The 23,349-nt window shown below is 35.8% G+C and carries 17 protein-coding genes; 8 read left to right on the forward strand and 9 right to left on the reverse strand.

What is annotated here, in order from left to right:
• Positions 1 to 102 precede the first annotated feature (102 nt).
• Positions 103 to 1,251: a lipopolysaccharide assembly protein LapB gene (locus tag LUA90_RS03585; RefSeq protein ID WP_231490188.1), complete on the forward strand. Its 1,149-nt coding sequence runs from the start codon at positions 103 to 105 to the stop codon at positions 1,249 to 1,251.
• On the opposite strand, the gene LUA90_RS03590 is transcribed toward LUA90_RS03585, so the two are convergent.
• The 4 genes from LUA90_RS03590 to LUA90_RS03605 are packed head-to-tail and all read right to left on the reverse strand — an operon-like array spanning position 1,252 to position 4,892.
• The gene (locus LUA90_RS03590; RefSeq protein ID WP_231490190.1) at positions 1,252 to 1,713 is read right to left on the reverse strand and encodes a DUF4268 domain-containing protein; all 462 of its coding nucleotides are present in this window, start codon (positions 1,711 to 1,713) and stop codon (positions 1,252 to 1,254) included. It lies immediately after the preceding gene.
• 4 nt (positions 1,714 to 1,717) lie between these two features.
• Positions 1,718 to 2,305: a riboflavin synthase gene (locus LUA90_RS03595; RefSeq protein WP_231490191.1), complete on the reverse strand. Its 588-nt coding sequence runs from the start codon at positions 2,303 to 2,305 to the stop codon at positions 1,718 to 1,720.
• Between the two features lie 9 nt (positions 2,306 to 2,314).
• Positions 2,315 to 3,829 carry an acetyl-CoA carboxylase biotin carboxylase subunit gene (accC, locus tag LUA90_RS03600; protein WP_231490192.1) on the reverse strand — a complete coding sequence of 505 codons (1,515 nt, stop codon included), beginning with the start codon at positions 3,827 to 3,829 and terminating at the stop codon, positions 2,315 to 2,317.
• 37 nt (positions 3,830 to 3,866) lie between these two features.
• Positions 3,867 to 4,892 carry a low specificity L-threonine aldolase gene (locus LUA90_RS03605; protein ID WP_231490193.1) on the reverse strand — a complete coding sequence of 342 codons (1,026 nt, stop codon included), beginning with the start codon at positions 4,890 to 4,892 and terminating at the stop codon, positions 3,867 to 3,869.
• Positions 4,893 to 5,111: 219 nt separating this feature from the next.
• On the opposite strand from LUA90_RS03605, the gene LUA90_RS03610 reads away from it, so the two are divergent.
• Positions 5,112 to 5,972, forward strand: a complete 861-nt coding sequence (locus LUA90_RS03610; protein WP_231462159.1) for a BadF/BadG/BcrA/BcrD ATPase family protein — start codon at positions 5,112 to 5,114, stop codon at positions 5,970 to 5,972.
• A gap of 264 nt (positions 5,973 to 6,236) precedes the next feature.
• Here the strand turns inward: LUA90_RS03610 and LUA90_RS03615 are convergent, their stop codons facing one another.
• Complete coding sequence (locus LUA90_RS03615) at positions 6,237 to 6,926, reverse strand: NUDIX domain-containing protein (RefSeq protein WP_231462152.1); 690 nt, start codon at positions 6,924 to 6,926, stop codon at positions 6,237 to 6,239.
• 110 nt (positions 6,927 to 7,036) lie between these two features.
• On the opposite strand from LUA90_RS03615, the gene pfkA reads away from it, so the two are divergent.
• The 4 genes from pfkA to LUA90_RS19540 all read left to right on the forward strand — a co-directional run bounded on the left by pfkA (position 7,037) and on the right by LUA90_RS19540 (position 11,610).
• Positions 7,037 to 8,023: a 6-phosphofructokinase gene (gene pfkA, locus LUA90_RS03620; protein ID WP_231462145.1), complete on the forward strand. Its 987-nt coding sequence runs from the start codon at positions 7,037 to 7,039 to the stop codon at positions 8,021 to 8,023.
• A gap of 5 nt (positions 8,024 to 8,028) precedes the next feature.
• Positions 8,029 to 8,871 carry a hypothetical protein gene (locus tag LUA90_RS03625; RefSeq protein WP_231462133.1) on the forward strand — a complete coding sequence of 281 codons (843 nt, stop codon included), beginning with the start codon at positions 8,029 to 8,031 and terminating at the stop codon, positions 8,869 to 8,871.
• A gap of 7 nt (positions 8,872 to 8,878) precedes the next feature.
• Positions 8,879 to 9,877, forward strand: a complete 999-nt coding sequence (gap, locus tag LUA90_RS03630) for a type I glyceraldehyde-3-phosphate dehydrogenase (RefSeq protein ID WP_231462130.1) — start codon at positions 8,879 to 8,881, stop codon at positions 9,875 to 9,877.
• A gap of 1,082 nt (positions 9,878 to 10,959) precedes the next feature.
• Positions 10,960 to 11,610: a heavy metal-binding domain-containing protein gene (locus LUA90_RS19540; protein WP_370634362.1), complete on the forward strand. Its 651-nt coding sequence runs from the start codon at positions 10,960 to 10,962 to the stop codon at positions 11,608 to 11,610.
• 576 nt (positions 11,611 to 12,186) lie between these two features.
• Here the strand turns inward: LUA90_RS19540 and LUA90_RS03640 are convergent.
• The 4 genes from LUA90_RS03640 to LUA90_RS03655 form a co-directional block, all read right to left on the reverse strand.
• Positions 12,187 to 12,498 carry a hypothetical protein gene (locus tag LUA90_RS03640; RefSeq protein ID WP_231462120.1) on the reverse strand — a complete coding sequence of 104 codons (312 nt, stop codon included), beginning with the start codon at positions 12,496 to 12,498 and terminating at the stop codon, positions 12,187 to 12,189.
• A 261-nt stretch (positions 12,499 to 12,759) separates the two neighbouring features.
• Positions 12,760 to 14,724 carry a 1,4-alpha-glucan branching protein GlgB gene (gene glgB, locus LUA90_RS03645; RefSeq protein ID WP_231490195.1) on the reverse strand — a complete coding sequence of 655 codons (1,965 nt, stop codon included), beginning with the start codon at positions 14,722 to 14,724 and terminating at the stop codon, positions 12,760 to 12,762.
• Between the two features lie 71 nt (positions 14,725 to 14,795).
• Complete coding sequence (locus LUA90_RS03650; protein WP_231462053.1) at positions 14,796 to 17,258, reverse strand: glycoside hydrolase family 31 protein; 2,463 nt, start codon at positions 17,256 to 17,258, stop codon at positions 14,796 to 14,798.
• Positions 17,259 to 17,423: 165 nt separating this feature from the next.
• Positions 17,424 to 20,357: a TonB-dependent receptor gene (locus LUA90_RS03655; RefSeq protein ID WP_231462051.1), complete on the reverse strand. Its 2,934-nt coding sequence runs from the start codon at positions 20,355 to 20,357 to the stop codon at positions 17,424 to 17,426.
• A 187-nt stretch (positions 20,358 to 20,544) separates the two neighbouring features.
• Here LUA90_RS03655 and LUA90_RS03660 point away from each other — a divergent pair, with 187 nt between their 5' ends.
• Both LUA90_RS03660 and LUA90_RS03665 read left to right on the forward strand, forming a co-directional pair.
• Positions 20,545 to 22,974: a penicillin acylase family protein gene (locus tag LUA90_RS03660; protein ID WP_231490197.1), complete on the forward strand. Its 2,430-nt coding sequence runs from the start codon at positions 20,545 to 20,547 to the stop codon at positions 22,972 to 22,974.
• Between the two features lie 6 nt (positions 22,975 to 22,980).
• Positions 22,981 to 23,340, forward strand: a complete 360-nt coding sequence (locus LUA90_RS03665; protein ID WP_231490199.1) for a hypothetical protein — start codon at positions 22,981 to 22,983, stop codon at positions 23,338 to 23,340.
• The last annotated feature ends 9 nt before the right edge of the window (positions 23,341 to 23,349 follow it).

A 23,349-nucleotide genomic window follows, 5' to 3' on the forward strand; every position in this document is an offset into this window, starting at 1 on the left:
TTAGTAGATAATAAACCAACTTGTGCGTTTTTTGTTTTTTTTAAGGATAAAAGTTTGGAATTATAAAAAACAACTAATACTTTAGTTTAAAATTCCAGCCATATGAAAAAGTTAATTATCCTTCTACTATTCGCTTTATCAATATCAGTTTCTGCGCAAAATCAAACCTTTGATAAGGAAAAGCTTTTTGAGTTATACCAGTTGCAAAAATATAGTGAAGCAGCAGATTATCTGAGTAAAATTTACGGTGATGATACTAAAGATTTAAAAGCGCTTAGTCAAATTGGTTATTGCTACATGATGGCCGGTAAAACAGCTGATGCAGAGAAATTTTACGCCAAAGCAAATCAGTTACAGCCAGAAAATTTATCAATATTATTTAATCTGGCAAGTATCGCAGCCAAAAGAGGAAATAATAATAAGGCAAACACACTATATGAGCAAATTATTAAAATTGATAGTAATAGCTTTTCGGCATATAAACAACTTGCAAACCTGCAAACTGAACCTTTGAGTGTGAGAAAGATTAATTACCTGAGAAAGGCCAATAAACTAAACCCAACAGATGCAGATGTAGTTTTTGATTTGGCCGAGCTTTACATGAAATCAAATCTATTTTCTATGGCAAAGACCATATTAGAACCTGCACTCAAAGTAGATTCGACTAATATACAATTGCTTAAAATAAAATTACCTATTGCGCTGTCGCAATCGCAGCTTGATGAGGCCTTGGCCACCGGACAAAAATTGCTTGCACTAGGCGACAGCTCATCGTTCGTAATGAATAATTTGGGTAAAGTTTATTACATGAAAAAAGAATTTCAGAAAGGGCTGGATTGCTTTAAAAAAGTGAGTAAACTAGCTGATGAAGATAGTAATGAAGGACTTTATTACAATATGGCGCTTTGCTACAGAGGATTAAAAGATTACAACAACGCTGCTGTATACTTTACCAAAGCCATTAATGCAGGAATTTCGAAGAAAACATTATTGTACTATACCAAATTAGGTGAAAGCTATGAGCAAAGCGAAAAGTTTGAAAGCGCTGCTGCAGCATATAGAAAAGGTGCATTTTTTGACAATGAAGGTAGTATGCTTTATATTTTAGCGCAGATTTATGATATGAAGTTAAACCAGAAAACAAATGCGATAAATACCTATGTACAAGTTTTAAAGGTATTGCCAAATACCGAAGGCAATAAATCTGTTTTCGATTTTATAAATAAAAGGATGGAAATTTTAAAAAAGTAGTTAGTTTAAATCTTCAAAAACCGGCTTAACATTATCCCAAAATTCATCAAGTGCTACTATTCTTGGTTTAAAGAATGATATTAAATCTGGCCATTGGCTTTGGTTAAAAACGCTAATGCCTTTAAGGGTAATTATAATTTGGCTTATGGTTTTACCGTATTCATCTGTATAATCTTGTATCCATTCCCACTCTTCATTCATGGTACTGGTAAACATTCCTTTAAATTCTTCAAACTGATTAAAGATTAAATGCCTTATTCCAATATCTGAATGGGTAAGTTGGATTGAAATACTTGCTTTCTTATTATCGGCATCCATTTTAAAAAAAATATTTTTTACGCCAGTTTTATAATTTATCCAATGTACTGTAGAGCCACTGGCAGATGGAACAGGTTTCATGTACTGGCCAAAACTTATCCAAAATTGCTGACGTAAACGTGCAGCCTCTTCCTTACTGTACATACAATTATTTATTACCTATCAAGCGGGCAACATATTTACCAATAATATCAAATTCTAAATTTACGGTATCGCCAACCTCAACTTCGTGTAAATTGGTGTGCTCAAATGTATAAGGAATAATAAAAACAGAAAATTCATCGCTTTGCGAATTTACAACAGTTAGGCTGATGCCATTAACACAAACAGAACCTTTTTCTACAGTAACATTGCCATTCGCTGCATCGTACTTAAATCTGTATTCCCAGCTTCCATCCAACGTTTCTCTTTTTATGCAAGTTGCAGTTTGATCTACATGCCCCTGAACAATATGGCCATCCAACCTGCCATTCATTTGCATGCAACGCTCCAAATTTACTTTACTGCCAACTTTTAAACTACCTAAACTGGTTTTACTCAAGGTTTCATCAATCGCCGTTACGGTATGCGTATCATTGCTTAATGCCACAACTGTAAGGCAAACACCATTGTGGGCCACACTTTGGTCTATTTTTAATTCGTGGCTAATTGCCGATGCAATGGTAAAATGGATATTTGTATGCGCTTTTTTAATGGCTTTTATTTCGCCAAGGGTTTCTATAATTCCGGTAAACATGGTAAAGGATTAATATTTTAATCTGTTTTTTCTCCAATCTGATGATTTTTTAACTGCTGATGAATTTGTTAATTTTCCATCTTTCTGATTGAAAAGTTTTGTTGCAATTAAAGCCGCAATTAATGCTTCGGTTTCATCCTGACTTTTTAAGCTATCGGCATTAAAATATTTGCCAACAAAGTGAGTGTCGAATTTCCCTGATTTAAACGCTTCGTGCTGCATTACAAATTTACCAAAACCAAGCGTGGTTTCTATCCCGGTAATCTCATATTCTTCAATTGCCCTAACCATTCTGTTAATTGCCTCTTCCCTATCTTTACCAAAGGTGATGAGTTTTGCAATCATTGGGTCGTAATAAATCGGGATTTCCATACCCTGTTCAAAGCCATCATCAACCCTTACACCGTTTCCTTTAGGAATTTTATAAGTTTCCAGTGTACCAATATCCGGCAGGAAATTATTGTTCGGGTCTTCGGCATAAACCCTTAATTCTACGGCGTGTCCGTTAATTTTTAAATCTTCCTGGGCAAAAGATAAAGCTTCGCCCCGGGCAACTTTTATTTGCTCTTTAACTAAATCTATTCCTGTAATTAATTCCGTAACCGGATGTTCAACTTGTAAGCGGGTGTTCATTTCCAGGAAGAAAAAATCGAGATTCTCATCTAGAATAAATTCAACAGTACCTGCTCCGGTGTAATTTACAGAACGGGCAACATCCACTGCACACTTGCCCATAAGCGCTCTAATTTCTGGTGTTAACACCGATGATGGTGCTTCTTCAACAACTTTTTGATGGCGACGCTGAACCGAACATTCGCGTTCAAACAAATGAACAATATTGCCATAATTATCGCCCAAAACCTGAATTTCGATATGCCTTGGTGAAGTAACGTAACGCTCGATAAAAACCGAACCGTCGCCAAAAGCAGAAGTCGCCTCGCTCACCGCAAGTTTCATCTGCTCTTCAAAATCCTCTACCTTTTCTACAATCCGCATTCCCTTTCCACCGCCACCTGCAGCCGCTTTTATCAAAATCGGAAACCCGACTTCAACAGCTCGTTCTTTAGCTTCATTTACATTTTTTATAGCCTCTTCCGTTCCGGGAACCATCGGGATATTGTACTTTAAAGCTGCGGCTTTTGCTGATAGTTTATTGCCCATTGTTTCCATTGCCTGTGGCGATGGACCAACTAAAATTAAACCCGCATCGGCAACCATCTGCGCAAAACCTGCATTTTCCGAGAGAAAGCCGTAACCTGGATGAATAGCCTCAGCACCTGTTTTCTTACAGGCATTGATGATGTTTTCACCTAAAAGATAACTTTGATTAGAGGGCGCCGGACCAATGCAAATGGCTTCATCAGCATAACGAACATGCAGGGCATTTCTATCAACTTCCGAAAAAACAGCAACCGTTTTAATACCCATTTCTCTTGCCGACCGCATAATCCGGAGTGCAATCTCTCCACGGTTTGCAACAAGTAATTTAGAAATCTGACGAAAATTTAATTGTTTATCTGGCATTTGGTTAGTAATAAATAAGCTTAAAATACAATTTGCTTTAAAACAAATGTAATATAATTTCGATTGCTCTATCAACCATTTCGGGGCTAATATCCAAATGCGTTACAAACCTGATGGTACTTTTGCTGGTTGTAGCACACAGCAAACCCTTATTTTTAAATTGCTCTACAACTTTAACTGCCGTTCCGTTTTCAACTTCAAAAATTACAATATTGGTTTCAACCGGCATTATCGATTTTACGTATGGTGTTCTGGCTAATGCAGCGGCTAAATCTTTGGCATGTTTATGGTCGTCTTTTAATCGTTCAACATGATTATCTAAAGCATATATGCCTGCTGCGGCTAAAAACCCAGCCTGCCTCATGCCACCGCCAAAAGCTTTTCTAATTTTTCGGGCTTTTTTAGTGGTTTCTTTACTCGCTAACAAAACTGAACCAACAGGAGCACCCAAACCCTTTGATAAACAAACCGATATGCCGTCAAAATATTTGCCATAATCATGCGCTTTATCGCCGGTAGCGGTTAGCGCATTAAATATTCTGGCGCCATCTAAATGCAGTTTTAAACCCTTAATATTACATAAGTGATGAATTGGTGCTATCTGATTAAGGTTGTAACAGCTTCCACCACCTTTATTTACTGTATTTTCGAGCACCAATAAGGATGAGTTTGGATAGTGAATATTATCTTCATTAATTTCTGGCTCAATCAGCTCGGGCGTTAAAATACCTCGTGTTCCATTCAATAACCTTACAGATGCAGCCGAATGAAATGCAATACCACCAATTTCATAACGATATACGTGTGCTGTTTGGTCGCAAATTACCTCATCCATGGGCTGAGTAAAACATTTAATGGCAATTTGATTGGTCATTGTTCCGGATGGGCAAAACAAACCAGCTTCCATGTTAAACATTGCAGCAAGTTTTGTTTCCAAATGGTGTACAGTTTCATCTTCACCAAAAACATCATCGCCAACTTTTGCCTGCATCATGGCTTCTAACATTCCGGCTGTTGGTTTTGTAACGGTATCACTCCTGAAATCGATAATTTTATTAGTCATTATGCTAAAAATTTGTAAAATATTTATTTCAACTTAAAAAAGACCAATGCCTTTTCGGGTATAATTTTAAGGTTTTAATGCAATTAAACGGCATCTATAGTGTATTTTTTACACACTTAAATTTAAACAACAATAAATTGTTAAAAAATTATTAAAAAAAAAGATACAAAATATAAGACTTTTTATACTTTTATCGTGCTAAAACCAAAAATAAATAAAATGATAGTAATTGCAGACGGTGGATCAACCAAAACAAATTGGTGCTTGATTAACGAGGCCGGCAGAAAAATTTACTTTAATACCGAAGGTTACAATCCATATTTTTCAAAAGGAGAATATATTGTAAAATCATTAAGAGAATCTCTTCCGGACCACTTAGAAAGAGAAAAATTAACCGCGGTATATTACTATGGAGCTGGTTGCTCTACACCGGCTAACAAAAAAATTGTTGCCGATGCTATGCAACAAGTTTTTACAAATGCAGAAATATTTGTTGGCCACGATTTACTTGCGTCTTGCAGGGCTTTACTTGGAAACGAGCCGGGTTTTGCTGCAATTTTAGGCACAGGAACAAATTCTTGCCTTTACGATGGAAATGACATCACCTTAAACATCGATTCTTTAGGTTATTTCTTAGGCGATGAAGGAAGCGGTTCTTACATTGGTAAAAGAATTTTAAGCGATTACATGAAAGGCTACATGCCAAAAGGTTTGAGAGAAGCTTTTTATGATAATTATGCTTTAACAAACGAAGATATTTTTGATAATATTTACAACAAGCCATTGCCAAACCGTTTTTGTGCAAGTTTTAGTAAATTTTTATACGATTTTAAAGATAGTTATGAAGACTATACTTATAAGACCATCGACTATGCTTTCACGGCATTTTTCGAGGCTTTAGTAATTCATTACCCTAACTACAAAGACCATAAATTAAACTGTGTAGGCTCTGTAGGGTATAGTTTCCGAGATATTTTGAGCATTGTTGCCGACCGCTACGAAATGGGCGTTGGTAAAATTATCCGTTCTCCGATAGATGATTTAGTTCACTATCATTTAGAACTTGCTCCAAAGGCTTAGTTTAGAGTTTAAAGGGGAAAGTACAAAGTTTAGAGTACAAAGCTTAGAGTACAAAGTTTAGAGTATAAAGTTTAGAGTACAAAGTATAGAGTACAAAGTATAGAGTTTAAGATTTAGAGTACAAAGTTTAAGTTCTACCAAAATAAAAAAGGTTCAGTTTGAAATTTCAAACTGAACCTTTTTTGCTAATAATCTATTAGATCAACACTTTCGACTTCCAACTTTTTACTTTCTACTTTTCACTTTCCACTTTCCACTTTCCACTTAAAAAGATATTTCCTTACCGAAAAGTTTAGCGTATTTACGTTTATCAAATCGGTATAATGTAGCAGCTCTGTAAGAAACGCCTTTTTGTTTTTCATCAAGTTCTTTCAATACACCGAAACTTACAATCTTCTTTCTAAAATTTCTCTTATCCAGTTTTTTGCCAAGCACTAGCTCATAAACATGCTGTAATTGAGTGAGTGTGAATTTCTCTGGAAGCAATTCAAAAGCAATTGGCTGGTGCTTAATTCTTCGTTTTATTTTCTCTAAGCCCTTATCGTATATCTTCTGATGGTCGAAAGCCAATTTTGGTAAGGCCGTAATTGGCAACCAATTAGCCTGTTTTGCGTAATTACTTACCGGGCGTAAATCTTTATCACCTCCTAAACGTATCAGCGCATAATAAGCTAAGGTGATAACCCTTCCCTGCGGGTGTCTACCAGGATCGCCGAAAGCATAGTATTGTTCCATGTATATGCCACGCAAACCTGTTAATTCGTATAAAATTCGAGAAGCAGATTGATCTAAACTTTCATCAGGACCAACAATATTTCCTGGCAGCGCCCACCAATCTTTAAAAGGTTCTTCATTCCTTTCGATGAGTAAGATTTTTAATTCCTTTCCATCGAATCCAAACAGCACACAGTCGATGGAAAAAACGGAATCTAAATGAGGTAAAATTTGTTCCAAGGTAAAATTTAGTTAATTTAAGCGTTAAAGGTATGACTTTCAATATTAAGTAAAAAAAATAAAATAAATTACTTAGTGTAGAAAATACACACTATATTCGTAACACGAAGATGAAACCAAATATTAAAAACATAGCCGTACTTACATCTGGAGGTGATGCTCCAGGTATGAATGCTGCAATTAGAGCGGTTGTACGTACAGGAATTTACCATGGCATTAACATGTTTGGTGTTATGCAAGGCTATCAAGGTTTAATAAATAACAACATTAAACCAATGGATGCACGCTCTGTAAGTAATATTTTACATTTAGGCGGAACCATTCTTAAAACAGCAAGATGTTTAGAGTTTAAGACAGACGAAGGTCAGCAGATTGCATTCGATAATTTAAAAGCTAACGATATCGACGCTTTAGTTGTTATTGGTGGCGATGGAACCTTTACCGGCGCTAAACGTTTCGGCGAAAAATTTGGCGTTAAAGTAATTGGCATTCCGGGCACAATTGATAATGATTTAAGTGGCTCTGATTTTACTTTAGGTTACGATACCGCAATAAACACAGTTGTAGAAGCAATTGATAAAATCAGAGATACTGCCGATGCCCACGATAGATTGTTCTTTATCGAAGTAATGGGTAGGGATTCTGGTTGTATTGCTTTAAGAAGCTCTATAGCAAGTGGTGCCGAAGCCGTTTTATTACCGGAAGTAGAAACCAGCGTTGAAGACCTTATTCAGAAATTAGCATTGGGAGCCGCAACTAAAAAATCATCGAGTATTGTTATTGTAGCCGAAGGACACAAACAAGGTGGCGCTTATGATATTGCAAAGCGTGTTAAAGAAACATTTGACCACTATGATACCAAGGTTACGATTTTAGGTCACCTTCAAAGAGGTGGAAGCCCAAATAGTTTCGACCGTATTTTGGGTAGTAGATTGGGCTACGCAGCGGTTAATGCACTAATTGCCGGAGAAAGCGCAAAAATGGTTGGCTTAAATGGTAATTCAATAAAATTAACAAGCATTGATGAGGCGCTTAGCGCTCATTCATATAAACTTGAAAACGATTTAATGGAAATGACGGAAGTTTTATCCATATAATAAAAATGATAGCAGTTGTTTATAGTGGTTCGAGAACAGCATTTTGGAAATTAACTCAAAATGGAGAAGTTGTGGCGCACTGCAATACTACAGGTATAAATCCATGTTTTGTTGACAAGAAAACAATCCTCCAAATTTTAAACAAAAAGATTGTACTTGTTAATAATGCTGAAAATATTAAAAAGATATATTTCTTTGCTGCAGGTGCATCATCTATGGATAGAAAAGATGAACTTGCAGAAACTTTGTCATCTTTCTTTAGATATAGTAAGGTTGTGGTAGAAAATGATTTATTTGGCGCTGCGAAGGCAGTTTGCTATAATAAATCGGGTATTGTTAGTATGTTAGGTAGTGGCGCTAACACCGCTTACTTTGATGGAAAAAATCCCCATGTTAATAATTTTGGCCTTGGTTATGTTTTAGGCGATGAAGGTTCTGCAAATTATTTAGGTAAAATGCTTTTAAGAAGTTTCCTGAACAACAAATTACCTAAAGAACTTGAAACTAAGTTTATCAGAACTTATAATTTAGATAAAAGTCAGATACTTGAAAGGATTTACAATAAGCCACAGGCAAATATATTTTTAAGTTCGTTTCTCGATTTTTTTGTACAGAATAACAAACACGGACATATAATAAAAATGGTTGATGAAGGTTTTGAAAAACATTTCCAAACATACATCTTACCAATAAAGGAAAAATATCCTAAAGAAGATTTACATTTTGTTGGAACGGTTGCAGCAGAATTTGAAGATAGGTTAAGACACACAGCCGATAAATACGATTTAACTATCAAAACCATTATAAAAGAACCAATACTAAATTTATTAAAACATTACACTAATTAACAAAACAATGAGCAAAATTGGAATAAACGGCTTTGGCCGTATCGGCAGACTCGTTTTTAGAGCTGCATTAAAAAGAGGATTAGATATTGTAGCTATTAACGACTTAATTGAGCCGGATTACATGGCTTATATGTTAAAATATGATACTACCCACGGTAAATTCGATGGAACAATTGAAGTTGTAGATGGTAACCTAGTTGTTAATGGCAAAACCATCCGCGTTACTGCAGAAAAAAATCCTGCTGATTTAAAATGGGATGCTGTAGGTGTAGAAGTTGTTATCGAATCTACAGGTTTATTTTTAACTCGTGCTGATGCTGAAAAACACATCGCAGCAGGTGCAAAAAAAGTAGTTTTCTCTGCTCCGGCAAAAGATAGCGACATCCCTACTTATGTAATGGGTGTTAATCACGATAAATTAACTGCTGACCAAACTATCGTTTCTAATGCATCATGTACCACAAACTGTTTAGCACCTATTGCTAAAGTTTTAAATGATAACTTCGGTATTGTTGAAGGCTTAATGAGTACAATCCATGCGGTAACAGCAACTCAAAAAACTGTTGATGGACCATCAGCTAAAGATTGGAGAGGTGGCCGTGGTGGTTTCTCTAACATCATTCCATCATCTACCGGTGCAGCTAAAGCAGTTGGTATGGTATTACCAGAATTAAAAGGTAAACTTACAGGTATGTCTTTCCGCGTTCCTGTTGCTGATGTTTCTGTAGTAGATTTAACTGCTCGTTTAGAAAAACCAGCTACTTATGAGCAAATTAAGGCAGCTATGAAGGCAGCTTCTGAAGGCGAATTAAAAGGTGTTTTAGCTTATACTGAAGATGAAGTTGTTTCATCTGATTTTATTGGTGATGACCACGCATCTATCTTTGATGCAAAAGCAGGTATCTCATTAAACGATAACTTTGTAAAAGTTGTTTCATGGTACGATAATGAATGGGGTTATTCTTCAGCGTTAGCTAAATTTGTAGAATACTATGCAAGCTTGTAATTATAATTATTAAATAATATATTTTTATTTAAAGGTTAACATTGAAAAATGTTAACCTTTTTTTATTTACTAATAAAATTAAAATTTAAAAAAGAGATTATGGTATATTTATTGCAACCTATTTAAAAAATAGTGAAGAAAATTTAATTTATCGGTTACATAAAAGAATAACAAATTCTTAATACTGCATAAAGAATGTAAAATCGAAACAATTAGAAATAAAATAACATGATTTCACATTATTTAACAATTATTAACCAATTTCCTTACTAAATTTAAAGATTATTATTATTTATCGTGAAATTTAAGCTAAATAATTATTGAAATAAAAATATGACAAAAAAAATACTTAAAAATTTCTTAGTGTATTTTTTACACTAAGAAATTTTTTACTATATTTGTAGAGTAATAATCAGAGATTGATTTTACATTGATAAAAAAGATAAATCATTTTCTACGTTAACATTTGTTCACTGGAAAATTTAAGACAAAGCCTGGCTCATAACAGGTTTATATTTGGTTAGAAAAAAGAGATACGTCTGGATGGAGTATCTCTTTTCTTATTTTACGCCATATTACGCACTGAAAATCAATAGGTTAACTAAGATGCCAAACTGGTATGTTTATGATTCTGTTAATTTTTACTTGCATTATTTATATATTAAAATATGCAATTACCGTTTATCTAAACACTTTTATCTTTCGTTAGTTCGTCCTCAATCCCTGATACCCTCTTAGCTTACATCACGTATTCATCAGCAAAACTAAAATAGCTATTATTGGCAACTGTAATATAACCGCAAACTTCAATATCAAATAGTTGACAATCTTTTAATTTCTGTGCTAGTGTTTATCAGCTTCGCTAGGTCGTAAATTTTCCCTTGGACGATTCTGTACTAATATCAATCTACTGATTTTTTTTGTGCTGTTGCAAGAAGACTTTTAGTTTGATAAAGCACTAATGATACTTAAGATAAAGATTGCATCACTCATTAATTTTAATGATCAGAGGTTAATAGAAGTCCTAAAATTACTATTATTGTTAAAAAAGAAATCTACCGCATAACTTTATCTAACTACTCATGTCATACAAACATTGCCCGAATTGCCAAAAAAAAATGGATGGTCTTATGACTTCTAGATACATTCTAAGTGATCAAACTATCGCAATTATCAATTCATTGCACAATCCCAAGGCTGAAGCATACTGCAATGAGTGTGGCTTGAACATTTTAGCTGAAAAGAAACTCGCTATTGATACCGCAAAGGCAGTTTTGATGGCCGAAATTGAAAGCCTAATATCAGCAATACCCATTATCACAATTCAGAATCCAACAAAGTGGAATTTCAAGATTCTTGGGTTGATTAGTGCTCAATCAATCTCAGGCACTGGTTTTCTATCAGAATTATCAGGCTCTTGGGCAGATTTCACAGGCGGGCAATCATTGACTATGTCAAATAAGGTTTCTTCAGGTGAAGAGATATGCAAAAAGAAATTACGCCTTGTCTGTGCGTTGCATGGTGGTAATGCAATAGTTGGAACAGATATCGACTATTCTGAGGTAGGTGGAGGCAAAGGTATGTTAATGGTTTGTATGGCAGGAACGGCTGTAATTGTTGATTTAGAAAATGAAGATTTTGACACTAAGCGTGACCGACTGAAATTACTAATAAGTAAAGTTAATGAATTGAATGCCATACCAGTATTAAAGCATAGCGAATATTATAGTTAATGAGATATAAATTTTTATCTACTTAGTTACATACCGTGAATGTTGTGCAGCGATTGTAGACATGTGTTTTGTATTTGCTTTGTTGCATTCTCAGCTTTAGCATCCGTTCCAGACAATTTTTTCGCCTGAGCGAATAGCCCTTGTGATTATTATCTGCCATTGATAGCCGTTTGTAGTTTGTCTATCGCTTAATAGCTCAAGTTCTTCTCCTGTCATCATAATATCATTTACTATTTAACTACGAGTCCTTATTATTCCGAAGCGTTTCTTTACCTGCTTTTACTCACCCGTAGCATAGGAAGATCTTATGAGGCGATTAAAAATTTAACACCCTCAAAAACAGGTATTTCAAGGATATCAACATCGGCATGCATGTGTACTTATTCAAGATAGTACGAAGCAAATCCTAGATAGAGAAAGCATTCATGAGGCAACCGCTTCTCCAAAATTAAAACTATGACAGAAACGTAGTGAATGGCGTGTGTTTTAAGTGGCATTAATCTCGCCGGATACCAATATTCTTAATGATATGAGCACTGCCCTGAGCCAATGATCAACAACCGAAGTAACGGCAAACTATAAACTTTTATTAGTAATAGATTTTCCGGCTTTTAAAAGCCAAATAAAGATTTTGTTTTTAGATTCATCAAATGATGAAATATTATTCCATGCGTAAGTAAACGTATTTTCGAGGATTTCAAGACTTTTAATTTCATCTGGTATGCTTCTAACAATGGAACCATATAACGCAGGTGCATAAAGCTTGTAGAGCATTTTGAAACTTTCCTTATCGCCTGATTTTAATTTAATCAAACACAAATCATCTTCCAAGCGACTAACTTTTAATAGTGGCTCACTAAGTTCTGAAGAAAGGTTAGAGATTTGCATTTGTTTAATTAGGGGTAATTAGAACATTAACAAAGTGATTGATATTATTGTTTAATACAAAGTGGTAAAACAAACAACCCAATGGAATATAAAATTAATAGGCCTGAAAATTAGATTGTTACATACCATAACCTTACAATGAAAGAAATTTTAAAAAAAAAGATCTACATTTGTGCCTTTCGGGTGCTTCCACCCCGAAAAAAAGAAAAGCTTTCCGGCAACGGAAAGCTTTTTCTGTTTAAATTATGTCTAGTCCTGATATTAAATACTCTTAAAAATAGTTATGGCCAGCGGTGGCAAAGTAATGTTTATAGAATACTCCTGATTATTATATCCGCTTAATTCTGGAATTATAGCTCCGCTATTATTTATCCCCGAGCCATAATAAATAATATCGTCTGAATTAAAAATTTCTTTCCATTTCGTTTTAAATGGAACACCTATTTTATAATGCTCTCTTACCACAGGTGTAAAATTTAAGGCAATAATTAGTGTGTCTTTAGCTTTTGGACCTTTGCGCATAAAAACAAAAACAGATTCACTTGCATTATCAGCATCAAGCCATTCAAAGCCCTCGTAACTAAAATTAAAATGATGTAAAGCAGGCTCACTTCTATACAAGAAATTTAATGCCTTTACCGTTTCCTGCAAACCTTTATGTGGCGCATGTTCAAGCAAATGCCAATTTAAGGATTGGGTAAAATTCCACTCACTGGTATCTCCAAATTCATTACCCATAAATAGAAGTTTAGCCCCCGGATGCGCAAACATATATCCGTAAAGTGCCCTTAAATTCGCGAATTTCTGCCAATCGTCTCCAGGCATTTTATATAACATTGGAGATTTACCATGAACCACTTCATCATGCGAAAAAGGCAACATAAAATTCTCAGTAAAAGCATAGGTCATGCTAAAACTAAGTTGATGATGATGATGTTTTCTGCCCAGGGTATCTATTTTAAAATATTTAAGCGTATCGTTCATCCATCCCATCATCCATTTCATACCAAAGCCTAAACCGCCTGAATGTACAGGATGTGTTACCCCCGGGTAAGTGCTACTTTCTTCAGCTATTGTTTGTATACCTTCAAAATTTCCGTACACAGCCACATTCAAATCCTGTAGAAACTGAATGGCACCTAAATTTTCACTTCCGCCATATTCATTAGTTGCAGCATCTCCATCTTCTCTTGAAAAATTAAAATAAAGCATTGAGGCAACCGCATCTACCCTTAAGCCATCTGCATGGTATTTATCTAACCAAAACATCGCATTGCTGATTAAAAAAGAGCGAACCTCGTTTCTATCGTAGTTAAATATATATGATTTCCAATCTGGATGAAACCCTTTACGCATATCGGCATGCTCATATAAATGTGTTCCATCAAACTCATATAAACCATGTCTGTCGCCCGGAAAATGCGATGGTACCCAATCTAAAATCACAGCAATATTTGCTTTGTGCAATTCTTCAATCAAGAACATTAAATCCTGCGGACTGCCATATCTGGAGCTTGCCCCAAAATAGCCAGTAATTTGATAGCCCCAACTCGGAAAAAACGGAAACTCCATTACTGGCATAAGTTCTACATGTGTAAAACCCATTTCGAGTATATAAGGAATTAATGTTGATGCAACTTCCCGAGCATTTAAAACCCTTTCAGGATCATTAGGATCTCTTTGCCAGGAACCTAAATGCAATTCATATACAGAAATTGGTTGATCTAAAGCATTTAATTTTGGTCTCTTTTTTAACCATGCTTTATCTTTCCAGCTGTATTCTGTATCCCAAATTACACTTGCCGTTTGAGGCGGATGCTCCCATTTGGTTGCATAAGGGTCACCTTTTAAATGTTCTGATTCATCAAAACCTTTTACAAAATACTTGTAAACTTCACCCTTACCAATATTTGGAATAAAACCTTCCCAAATGCCTGATTTATCCCAGCGCTTATTTAAAAGATGAGCGCCTCTATCCCATCCATTAAAATCGCCAACAACGCCAACTTTAATTGCATTTGGTGCCCAAACAGAGAAATATGTACCCGCAGTTTTATCAACTGTTGTAATATGGGCACCCATTTTTTCGTATAAACGGAAATGCTTACCGACCAAAAACAAATCAATATCATAATCAGTAAATAAACTATGAGCCCAAACACTTCGATTAGTATCTACTTTAGGCAATGCTGTTTTTTTTACGGTTTCTTTTTTTGCTGCTGACATTTAGAGGTGGTTCTGTTAGATAACTATAACCCCGAAGCTGGTTTAAAGTTTCGGGGCTTAATTAGTATAGGTTACAAACTTAAAATCTGTATTTCTGAAAAGGTTTTAAGGCATTTAAAGTGAAGGATGTTTTTATCATCTGTGTAAAAATCACTTACCTCTTTATTATCTACAATAATCTTTTTTACCTGGAAATTTACACCAACTACATTGCATGCATAGAATTCGTAATTTGGTGTATATAAACCTACAATTCTTTGGTTAACTTTTAAATAATGATTATCACCTTTAACGGTAAACTTTTTCTCCAGGTAGATGTCCTGCTCAAAAGCAAAAGTATCTCCGTGATCTTCATACATATATGAGTTTACTTCGTAATCGCTGTTGTAGATATTTAAAACAACCTCAGTAATAGATTTTTCGTCGACATATTGCATTACAGGATATTCTGGTATAACAGAACCTGCACGTACAAACATTGGCATACTATCTATTTTTGCTTCAACGTGATGCTCGCTTTCTCCATTAAGAATTTCATTAGTCCAGAAATTAAACCACTTACCTTTTGGAAGGTAAACCTGCCTTGCAATAGCACCTTGCTCTAAAACCGGGCAAATTAATAACTTATCACCATAACAAAACTCATCCTGACGGAAGTGATTGCTAATTTTTTCCTGCTCCAGCATAACAAGCGGTCGCAGAATTGGGAAACCATAACGATGATGCTCCCAGAAAACCGAATATAAATAAGGAAGTAAACGATATCTTAATTCGATAAATTTACGATTGATGTCTTCAAAAAATTCTCCGAAGCTCCATGGTTCACGTTCAGCGGTATCACCAGCAGAGTGTGCACGCATAAATGGAGAGAATGTTCCGAGCTGAATCCATCTGGTAAATAATTCGCCATCAGGTTCACCGCTAAAGCCGCCTATATCTGTACCGCAAAAAGGCACACCAGAAACTGATAACCGCTGACATTGGATGTTACCCATTTTTAGGTGTTCCCAGGTTGCAATATTATCACCCGTCCAAACACTTGCATAACGTTGCATACCAGAATAACCAGCTCTTGTTATTGTAAACGGACGTTTGTTACGCATAAGTTTCTTCAAACCCTCGTAAGTAGAACGTACCATTTGCATACCATAAACGTTATGCGCTTTACGGTGAGAACCACGGTAACCATCATAGTTATGGCGAACATCATTCGGGAAGGTTCCCGAACCAAATACAGCAGGCTCGTTCATATCGTTCCAAAATCCGGCCACACCCATATCTACAAGTTCTTCGTATAATTTGCCCCACCATTTTCTAACTTTTGGATTGGTGAAATCAGGGAATTGACAACGGCCAGGCCAAACATGACCCTCCATAAAATAATCATCACTTCTACGGCAGAAATATTTATTGTCTTTACCTTCTTTAAAAACCCAGTAATCATCATCAACTTTAATCCCCGGGTCAATCATCACAACAGTTTTAAAACCATCATCAGAAAGTTCTTTTATCATTCTCCTTGGGTCAGGAAAATACTTTTTATTCCAGGTAAAGCAACGATATCCATCCATGTAATCGATATCCAGGTAAATTGCATCACAAGGAATTTTACGTTCCCTGAATTGTTTAGCAATTTCTTTTACCTTGCTTTCAGGATAATAACTCCAACGGCATTGCTGATAACCCAAAGTCCATTTTGGAGGCATAGCGTGTGTACCGGTTAAAGTTGCATAACGCTTAACCACATCCATCATGTGCGGACCATGGATATAATAATATTGTAATTCGCCGCCATCTGACCAAAAACTGGTTTTCGAAACATCTTCGCCACCAAAATCAAAGTAAGATTTGAAGGTATTATCGAAGAAAATACCATAAGCAGCCTGATTATGCACGCCGATATAAAAAGGTATAGTTCTGTATAATGGATCTTGATTCCAGCCGAAAGAATAGGCATCGGTATTCCAATTTTCAAATCTTCTACCTCTTAAATTGAAATTACCTGATTTATCGCCTAAACCAAAGAAGTTCTCTTCGGGCTGACATTTTTTAGTTGCATAAATGTAGTAGCCACCAAAATCTACGTTTTCTTCCCAATGCATTGAGTTGTGCTCATCTACCATTGTAATGCCAGTAATATTATCCGAGAAAGAAATATGAAAATTCTTTTTCTCTATTTTACAGGTTACAACGCTTGTAGAAACCGTATAATGATCATCATGTTCCTGCATTTTAAAAACAGAAACTTTTTGGTCAACTTCCGGAACGGCGTATGAAAAATCATCTAAGAAAACGCCGTGTGGTGCCAGGCGAACCCGGATCATCTCGTCGCTTACTACTCTAATTTCTACTTTGGCATCTCCATCAGAAAAATAAAAACGGTTACCTTCCTTTTTTACCCGTTTTACTTCTCCTAAATATTGCTTAACTATTGGCTTTACTGAAATATCAACAGGATTATTTAAATGTTGAATTTCCTGCTCTTTTTCGATTAAATCCTTAACGTCGTTTTGCTTGTCGTTTGTTTCTTCCATCCTTAACAATTCAAAAAAAATTTATTAAAAGTTCTTAAACCGGGATGCGTTTAAGAAAGCACTATTATACAAATATTTTACAAAAGGAAACTTAATTGTGCATAAAAAAGCCTGCAAAGTTTAAAACTATGCAGGCTGTTCATTTTATTTTGGGTAATCTGTAAACTACGGGTTAAACGAAAATGCTAAATAATAAATTGCTCCTGCTGCCGGATTGCCATAAGAAGTGATGTAATATTTATTCATAATATTTGAGCCTCCAAGTTTAATAACAGAATTTACTGAAGGTATTCTTAAACTAACCTGGGCATCAGCTGTGCTGTAAGCAGGTACATCTCCTGATGCGAAGGATGAATTCCAGTAGAATTTATCTTGCCAGCGATAAGAAATATTAAACCCAAAGTTTTTAATAATTTCTTTATTGCCCAAACCTAAATTGAAACGAACTTTTGGCGTGTTGAAATCATTGATATAATTTACAGGAAGGTCGCCGATTTGATTGTATGAAACGTTACCGCTTACTGTCCATTTGTTCATTAAATAATCTAAACCTAATGCACCACCATAAGAATTTACTTCACCTTGTGCATTTACCGGAACGCCGTATTTTACAAATGTTGGACTAGCCAAAGTTCCTACATTTTGGTAAACATCTACCGCTGTAATGAAATCTTTGTAAGTATTGTAATAACCGTAAGCATCAATTAAAAGGTTTGGAGTAATTAATCCTTTATAACCTAATTCATAAGATTGAACACTTTCCGGACGAACACCTTTATCATCAAAAGTATATTGCTGTAATAAAGCAGGGTTAGGCGTACCTGTTGCAGCAGATGCAATAAAGGCTCTGTAACTTACATCGGTAAAAGCTTTGTTGCCATTAAGGTTGTATTTACCGAACATAATTTCTGGCAAACCACCAATTAACCTTTGTGAGCCACCGCCAACTGATAAATCTATATATTGGTTTTGAGTGGTTGGGTTACGATAACCTGTTTGATAAGAAGCTCTGATGTTGTTGTTTTTTGCTACTGTGAAAACCCCGGTAATCCGTGGCGTAAAACGACCTTCAAAGTTCATGCTTTTATCGTATCTGCCTGCAAATGTAAACTTTACTTTATCATTGAAAAGTTTTTTACCAATCTGCGCAAAAGCACCGTATTCGTTAATATCGATAGATTGATTTAAATCATTAAAAATTGTTCCTGCGGAGTTTAAATCATATAAACGATAGGATGCACCAACCTGAAATTCAACTACGTTATTAAATGCATTTGTAAAATTGTACATACCTTCATAATGGTAAAGGTTTGTTTTATCATCAAATTTAGCACCGTAAACGCTTTGTGATGGATTAGTCGAATTTATAGTGGTTGCGCTGATAGTAGTATTCATGATGCTATTCATTGCAGTGGCAAATTGTGGTGAACCAGGCTCGAAACGGCCTTGATTTGCAACACCCCTTGCTAAAGCATGTGCCGCAGCATCTGTTTGGCCTGCTGCTCTGGCGCCTACATAATTACCTATATACTGCGGAAACCATGTAGTAGATGGTTTTGAAAGCTCATTGATGTAGCTACCCAAAATAGATGAAATATAAGAATCACCTGAACGCTCCTGGGTAGTATAACCTTTAACGTAAAAATCCTGACCTTTAATTTCTAATTTGTACTGACCAATATTAAAATTACGTAGCGAATAACGATCTGAACCTGTGTAAACAGAAGTACCAGTACCCCAATTTGCTTGTGCAACCGCCTGAACGGTATTGGTGATGTTGTAATACATCGCTCCGGATACTTTTAATGATTTAGTATCATAATCAACCAGGTTTTCTTCATTGTAACCTGTTCTTGATACATTTTGATCAGGAATTAGGTTTGCCTTTAAGCCAACATAAAATGGGAAGTAATTTTGAACCGCCGGACGTAATCCAGCTGGCAAATTAGCAATAAACCCTGCTTGTTGTGCCGCATTTGGAATAGCAGCACCAAAGGTACCATCAATTAAATTTTTAATGTTCGGAATAAGTCCTCCCGAACCCGCATTAATACCAGAAATAGTAGCATTTTGCACACTTAATGCAACATTACGCATATTCTGACTTACTTCGTCACCATAAACGTTTATACCGTCATAGTTCGTATCGCTATTTCTATCTCCGGCTTTAGCAGTTCTTGAATTTCTATCGAAATTTGAATAATTATTTCCAAACCAATCTTTAGCTTGTAAGAATGAGAATGCAGCTTTTACACCAAACTTATTATTCCACGATTTTGCTAAACGTACATCTAACTGGTTAAAAGGTTGCACGCTACTGTTATTATCATTTACATGGTTTACGCCCGTTTTATACTGAAAACTTGCTCCCTGATATTTAAATGGATCTTTAGAAGTCATTAATAATGTTCCATTAATACCACCGGCACCGTATAAAGCTGAGGATGCACCAGGTAAAAGCTCAACATTATCAACATCTAATTCAGTTATACCCACAATATTACCTACAGAGAAATTTAATCCAGGCGCCTGGTTGTCCATACCATCAATGTATTGGTTGAAACGGGTGTTACCGTTTGAGTTAAACCCCCTTGTGTTTATAGATTTAAAGGTTAAACTCTGCATACTGCTTTCAACACCTTTCATATTATTCAAAGCATCATAAAAGGAAGGCGCTGCAATTTCGCGAATCGATGCTGCACTCATTCTTTCGATAGATACAGGAGATTCCAAAATACGTTCCGGTGTTCTGGAGGCTGATATGACTACATCGCCACCTAAAACCGTACCTGCATCTAAAAGGATATTAATACCGCTTGTACTGCCGGTAACTTGTTGTTCTATGGTTCCATAACCAATATAACTTGCTACCAAAGTAAAAGGAGCCTTTGCAGCAGTTGTAAAACTAAAACTGCCATCATTGCCGGTGGCGGCTCCACCAGTTTGTCCTTTAACGATTACGGTTACACCAACTAATGGTTCTTTCGATTGTTTGTCTTTAACGGTTCCGCTAACGGTAACGTTTTGGGCATGTACTGCAAAATGAGTTGCACATACAAGCATAAACACATACAAGATTTGCGTAGAGAATTTGCTCATAAAATGATTACTATTTGGTTAGTTGTTCTTTAGTTAATATAAACTTAAATGCTTTTTTTGAATTAAACAAATTATGTTAGCATAATAATTTTTATTAAAATTTATAATTTTGTTTCACATATAGATTGTTGTATTTTGCAGTATTATCGCTCTATCAAACATATAAGTCTGTAGTTAGCTAACCACTATGAATAAACTAAAAGCGCTTTTTTGTATCATTATCCCTATTGCTCTGGCTTTTCTGTTCAACACAAAAATTGGAAACACACCTCCCGTTTTAAAATTCCTAAATCCTTTTATGGGGTTTTGGCAAAATGCAGAGAACAACCATTTTATGTTTAATCACAAAGCGAAAATAAAAGGCGCTATTGATGAAATTGAAATCGTTTTTGATGATAGAATGATACCACACATCTTTGCCAAAAACGACCACGATCTTTACCTAGCTCAAGGTTATGTTACCGCGATGCATCGCCTATGGCAAATGGATTTTCAAACCCGTTTTGCTGCCGGCAGAATAAGTGAGGTGGTTGGCGAAAAGGCAATTGAGGTTGACCGCTATCAACGAAGAATGGGTATGGTTTACGGTGCAGAAAATTCTTTAAAAGGAATGATGGCCGACCCAAAAGCGAAAGAAATGATTCTAGCTTATACCGATGGAATTAATGCTTATATCAAAACACTTTCTCATGCAAATTACCCTATAGAATATAAAATACTCGATTTTAAACCTGAAAATTGGTCGCCGGTTAAGTGCGCTTTGCTTTTAAAACAAATGTCGGCCGTTTTGGCTATGGGTTCTGATGAATTTTATATGACCAACATTCTTAAAAAATTTGGCACCGATGTTACCAAAGACCTTTTTCCTGATTATCCATTTCGCGAAGACCCGATTATCCCGGTAGGTACAAAATGGGATTTTAAGCCATTGACTATTCCAAAAACGCCCGAATCATTTTTAAAAGCAATAACTGGTGATGTTAAAACAACTGAAAAAATAGAAGGCATTGGAAGTAATAACTGGGCACTTTCGGGCAATAAAACAGCATCTGGTTTCCCAATTTTAGCAAACGACCCACATTTAGACTTAACCCTACCCTCTATCTGGTATCAAATTCAGCTGCATGCTCCCGGCGTAAATACTTATGGCGTTTCGCTTCCGGGCGCTCCAGGGGTAATCATTGGTTTCAACCAGAAAATTGCATGGGGCGTTACCAACGTTGCTGCAGATGTTCTGGATTTTTATCAAATTAAATTTAAAGATGATTCGCACAAAGAATATTGGTATAATAATCAGTGGAAAGCGACAAAAACAAGACTGGAAACTATAAAAATCCGCGGTAGCAAAGATGAAGTAGATACGGTTTATTATACCCATCACGGACCCGTTGTGTATTTTCAAAAACCCAAGTATGCAAGGGCCAATAATGTTCCGGTTGGCGATGCCCTAAGGTGGATTGCACATGATGAATCGAATGAACTTATGACTTTTTATTACCTTAACAGAGGAAGTAATTATGATGATTATCGTAAAGCTTTAACCTATTACACCGCTCCGGCTCAAAATTTTGTTTTTGCAAGTGTAGACAATGATATCGCCATTACGCCAAATGGTAAGTTCCCTTTAAAGTGGAAAAATCAAGGCAAATTTATTTTGGATGGAACTGATCCATCTTATGATTGGCAAGGCTGGATTCCGGCAGCTCAAAATCCAACGGTCAAAAATCCTGCCCGTGGTTTTGTAAGTTCTGCAAATCAATCCTCAACCGATCAGAGTTATCCGTATTATATAAACTGGGAATTTGCACCTTACGAGCGTGGTAAGAGAATTAATGATAGGTTAACGGTGATGAATAAGGCAAATCTCGACAGCATCAGATTAATGCAAACCGACAATTACAGCATCATGGCTCAAAATATTTTGCCGGCTCTGTTACCAATGATAAATAATGAACAACTAAATGCAACCCAAAAAGAAGCGCTTAGTTACGTTAACAAATGGAATAAACGCTACAATGCTGATGAAATTGCAGCAAGTGTTTTTGAAATTTGGACCAAACGCTTATCTTTTGATATTTGGAATGATGAATTTCAGGTTGATGGCATACCCATGCGATATCCATCAAGAGACAGAACCATCGAGATGATTTTAAAACAACCTGAGGCTAAATGGTACGATAATATTAAAACGCCGCAAAAAGAAACTTTAGCTGATTTGGTAAATGAAGCCTTTAAATACAGCTGTGACAGTTTAGAACGTAGATTTGGCCCCATTAATAAGGATTGGAATTGGGCAAACTTAAAACAAACTAATGTTCCGCATTTGGCAAAGATTCCAGGTTTTGGTTCGAAGGTTTTATTAATTGGTGGAGCAAAAAGCACCATAAATGCCATGAGCGAAGCAAACGGACCATCGTGGAGAATGGTGATTGAACTCGGCAAAACACCAAAAGGTCATGGTGTTTATCCTGGCGGACAATCTGGTAATCCAGGAAGCAAATTTTACGACAACATGGTTGATAAATGGGCGAATGGTGAGCTTTACGATTTATTCTACATGCAAAGTGCTGATGATAAATCTGGCAAGGTAATTTCTCGGTTAAAAATATCTAAATAATAAAAAATGGTTTTTCTGGTTATCTTAATTATCTGTTTCTTACTTCAAATGGTTGCGCCTTGGTGGGTCATCATTGTCATTTCATTTGCAACCTGTGGTTTTATCGGCAAAACCGGTAAAATTTCCTTCTGGCAATCTTTCTTAGCCATATTTTTATTGTGGATTGGTTATTCACTTTTTAAAAGCCTGCCTAACGACAACCTTTTGGCAAGCCGCGTTGCAGTTATGATAGGCGTTAAAATCTGGTGGTTATTATTACTAATTACCGGATTAGTTAGCGGTTTGGTTGCCGGCATAAGTGGTTATTGTGGTTATCAATTTCGCAAAGCGATGCTAATCAAAAAAACTGACGAAAAAATAGCATAAGGCTTTGTA

The sequence above is a fragment of the Pedobacter sp. Leaf170 genome, assembly GCF_920984665.1.
GTDB lineage: Bacteria > Bacteroidota > Bacteroidia > Sphingobacteriales > Sphingobacteriaceae > Pedobacter.

Coding starts and splice junctions, on each gene's coding strand:
- LUA90_RS03660 (WP_231490197.1), top strand. CDS start 20,545: ATGAATAAACTAAAAGCGCTTTTTTGTATCATTATCCCTATTGCTCTG.
- LUA90_RS03595 (WP_231490191.1), bottom strand. CDS start 2,305: ATGTTTACCGGAATTATAGAAACCCTTGGCGAAATAAAAGCCATTAAA.
- LUA90_RS03585 (WP_231490188.1), top strand. CDS start 103: ATGAAAAAGTTAATTATCCTTCTACTATTCGCTTTATCAATATCAGTT.
- accC (WP_231490192.1), bottom strand. CDS start 3,829: ATGCCAGATAAACAATTAAATTTTCGTCAGATTTCTAAATTACTTGTT.
- LUA90_RS03625 (WP_231462133.1), top strand. CDS start 8,029: ATGATAGCAGTTGTTTATAGTGGTTCGAGAACAGCATTTTGGAAATTA.
- LUA90_RS03665 (WP_231490199.1), top strand. CDS start 22,981: ATGGTTTTTCTGGTTATCTTAATTATCTGTTTCTTACTTCAAATGGTT.
- glgB (WP_231490195.1), bottom strand. CDS start 14,724: ATGTCAGCAGCAAAAAAAGAAACCGTAAAAAAAACAGCATTGCCTAAA.
- pfkA (WP_231462145.1), top strand. CDS start 7,037: ATGAAACCAAATATTAAAAACATAGCCGTACTTACATCTGGAGGTGAT.
- LUA90_RS19540 (WP_370634362.1), top strand. CDS start 10,960: ATGTCATACAAACATTGCCCGAATTGCCAAAAAAAAATGGATGGTCTT.
- LUA90_RS03640 (WP_231462120.1), bottom strand. CDS start 12,498: ATGCAAATCTCTAACCTTTCTTCAGAACTTAGTGAGCCACTATTAAAA.
- LUA90_RS03605 (WP_231490193.1), bottom strand. CDS start 4,892: ATGACTAATAAAATTATCGATTTCAGGAGTGATACCGTTACAAAACCA.
- gap (WP_231462130.1), top strand. CDS start 8,879: ATGAGCAAAATTGGAATAAACGGCTTTGGCCGTATCGGCAGACTCGTT.
- LUA90_RS03610 (WP_231462159.1), top strand. CDS start 5,112: ATGATAGTAATTGCAGACGGTGGATCAACCAAAACAAATTGGTGCTTG.
- LUA90_RS03650 (WP_231462053.1), bottom strand. CDS start 17,258: ATGGAAGAAACAAACGACAAGCAAAACGACGTTAAGGATTTAATCGAA.
- LUA90_RS03590 (WP_231490190.1), bottom strand. CDS start 1,713: ATGTACAGTAAGGAAGAGGCTGCACGTTTACGTCAGCAATTTTGGATA.
- LUA90_RS03655 (WP_231462051.1), bottom strand. CDS start 20,357: ATGAGCAAATTCTCTACGCAAATCTTGTATGTGTTTATGCTTGTATGT.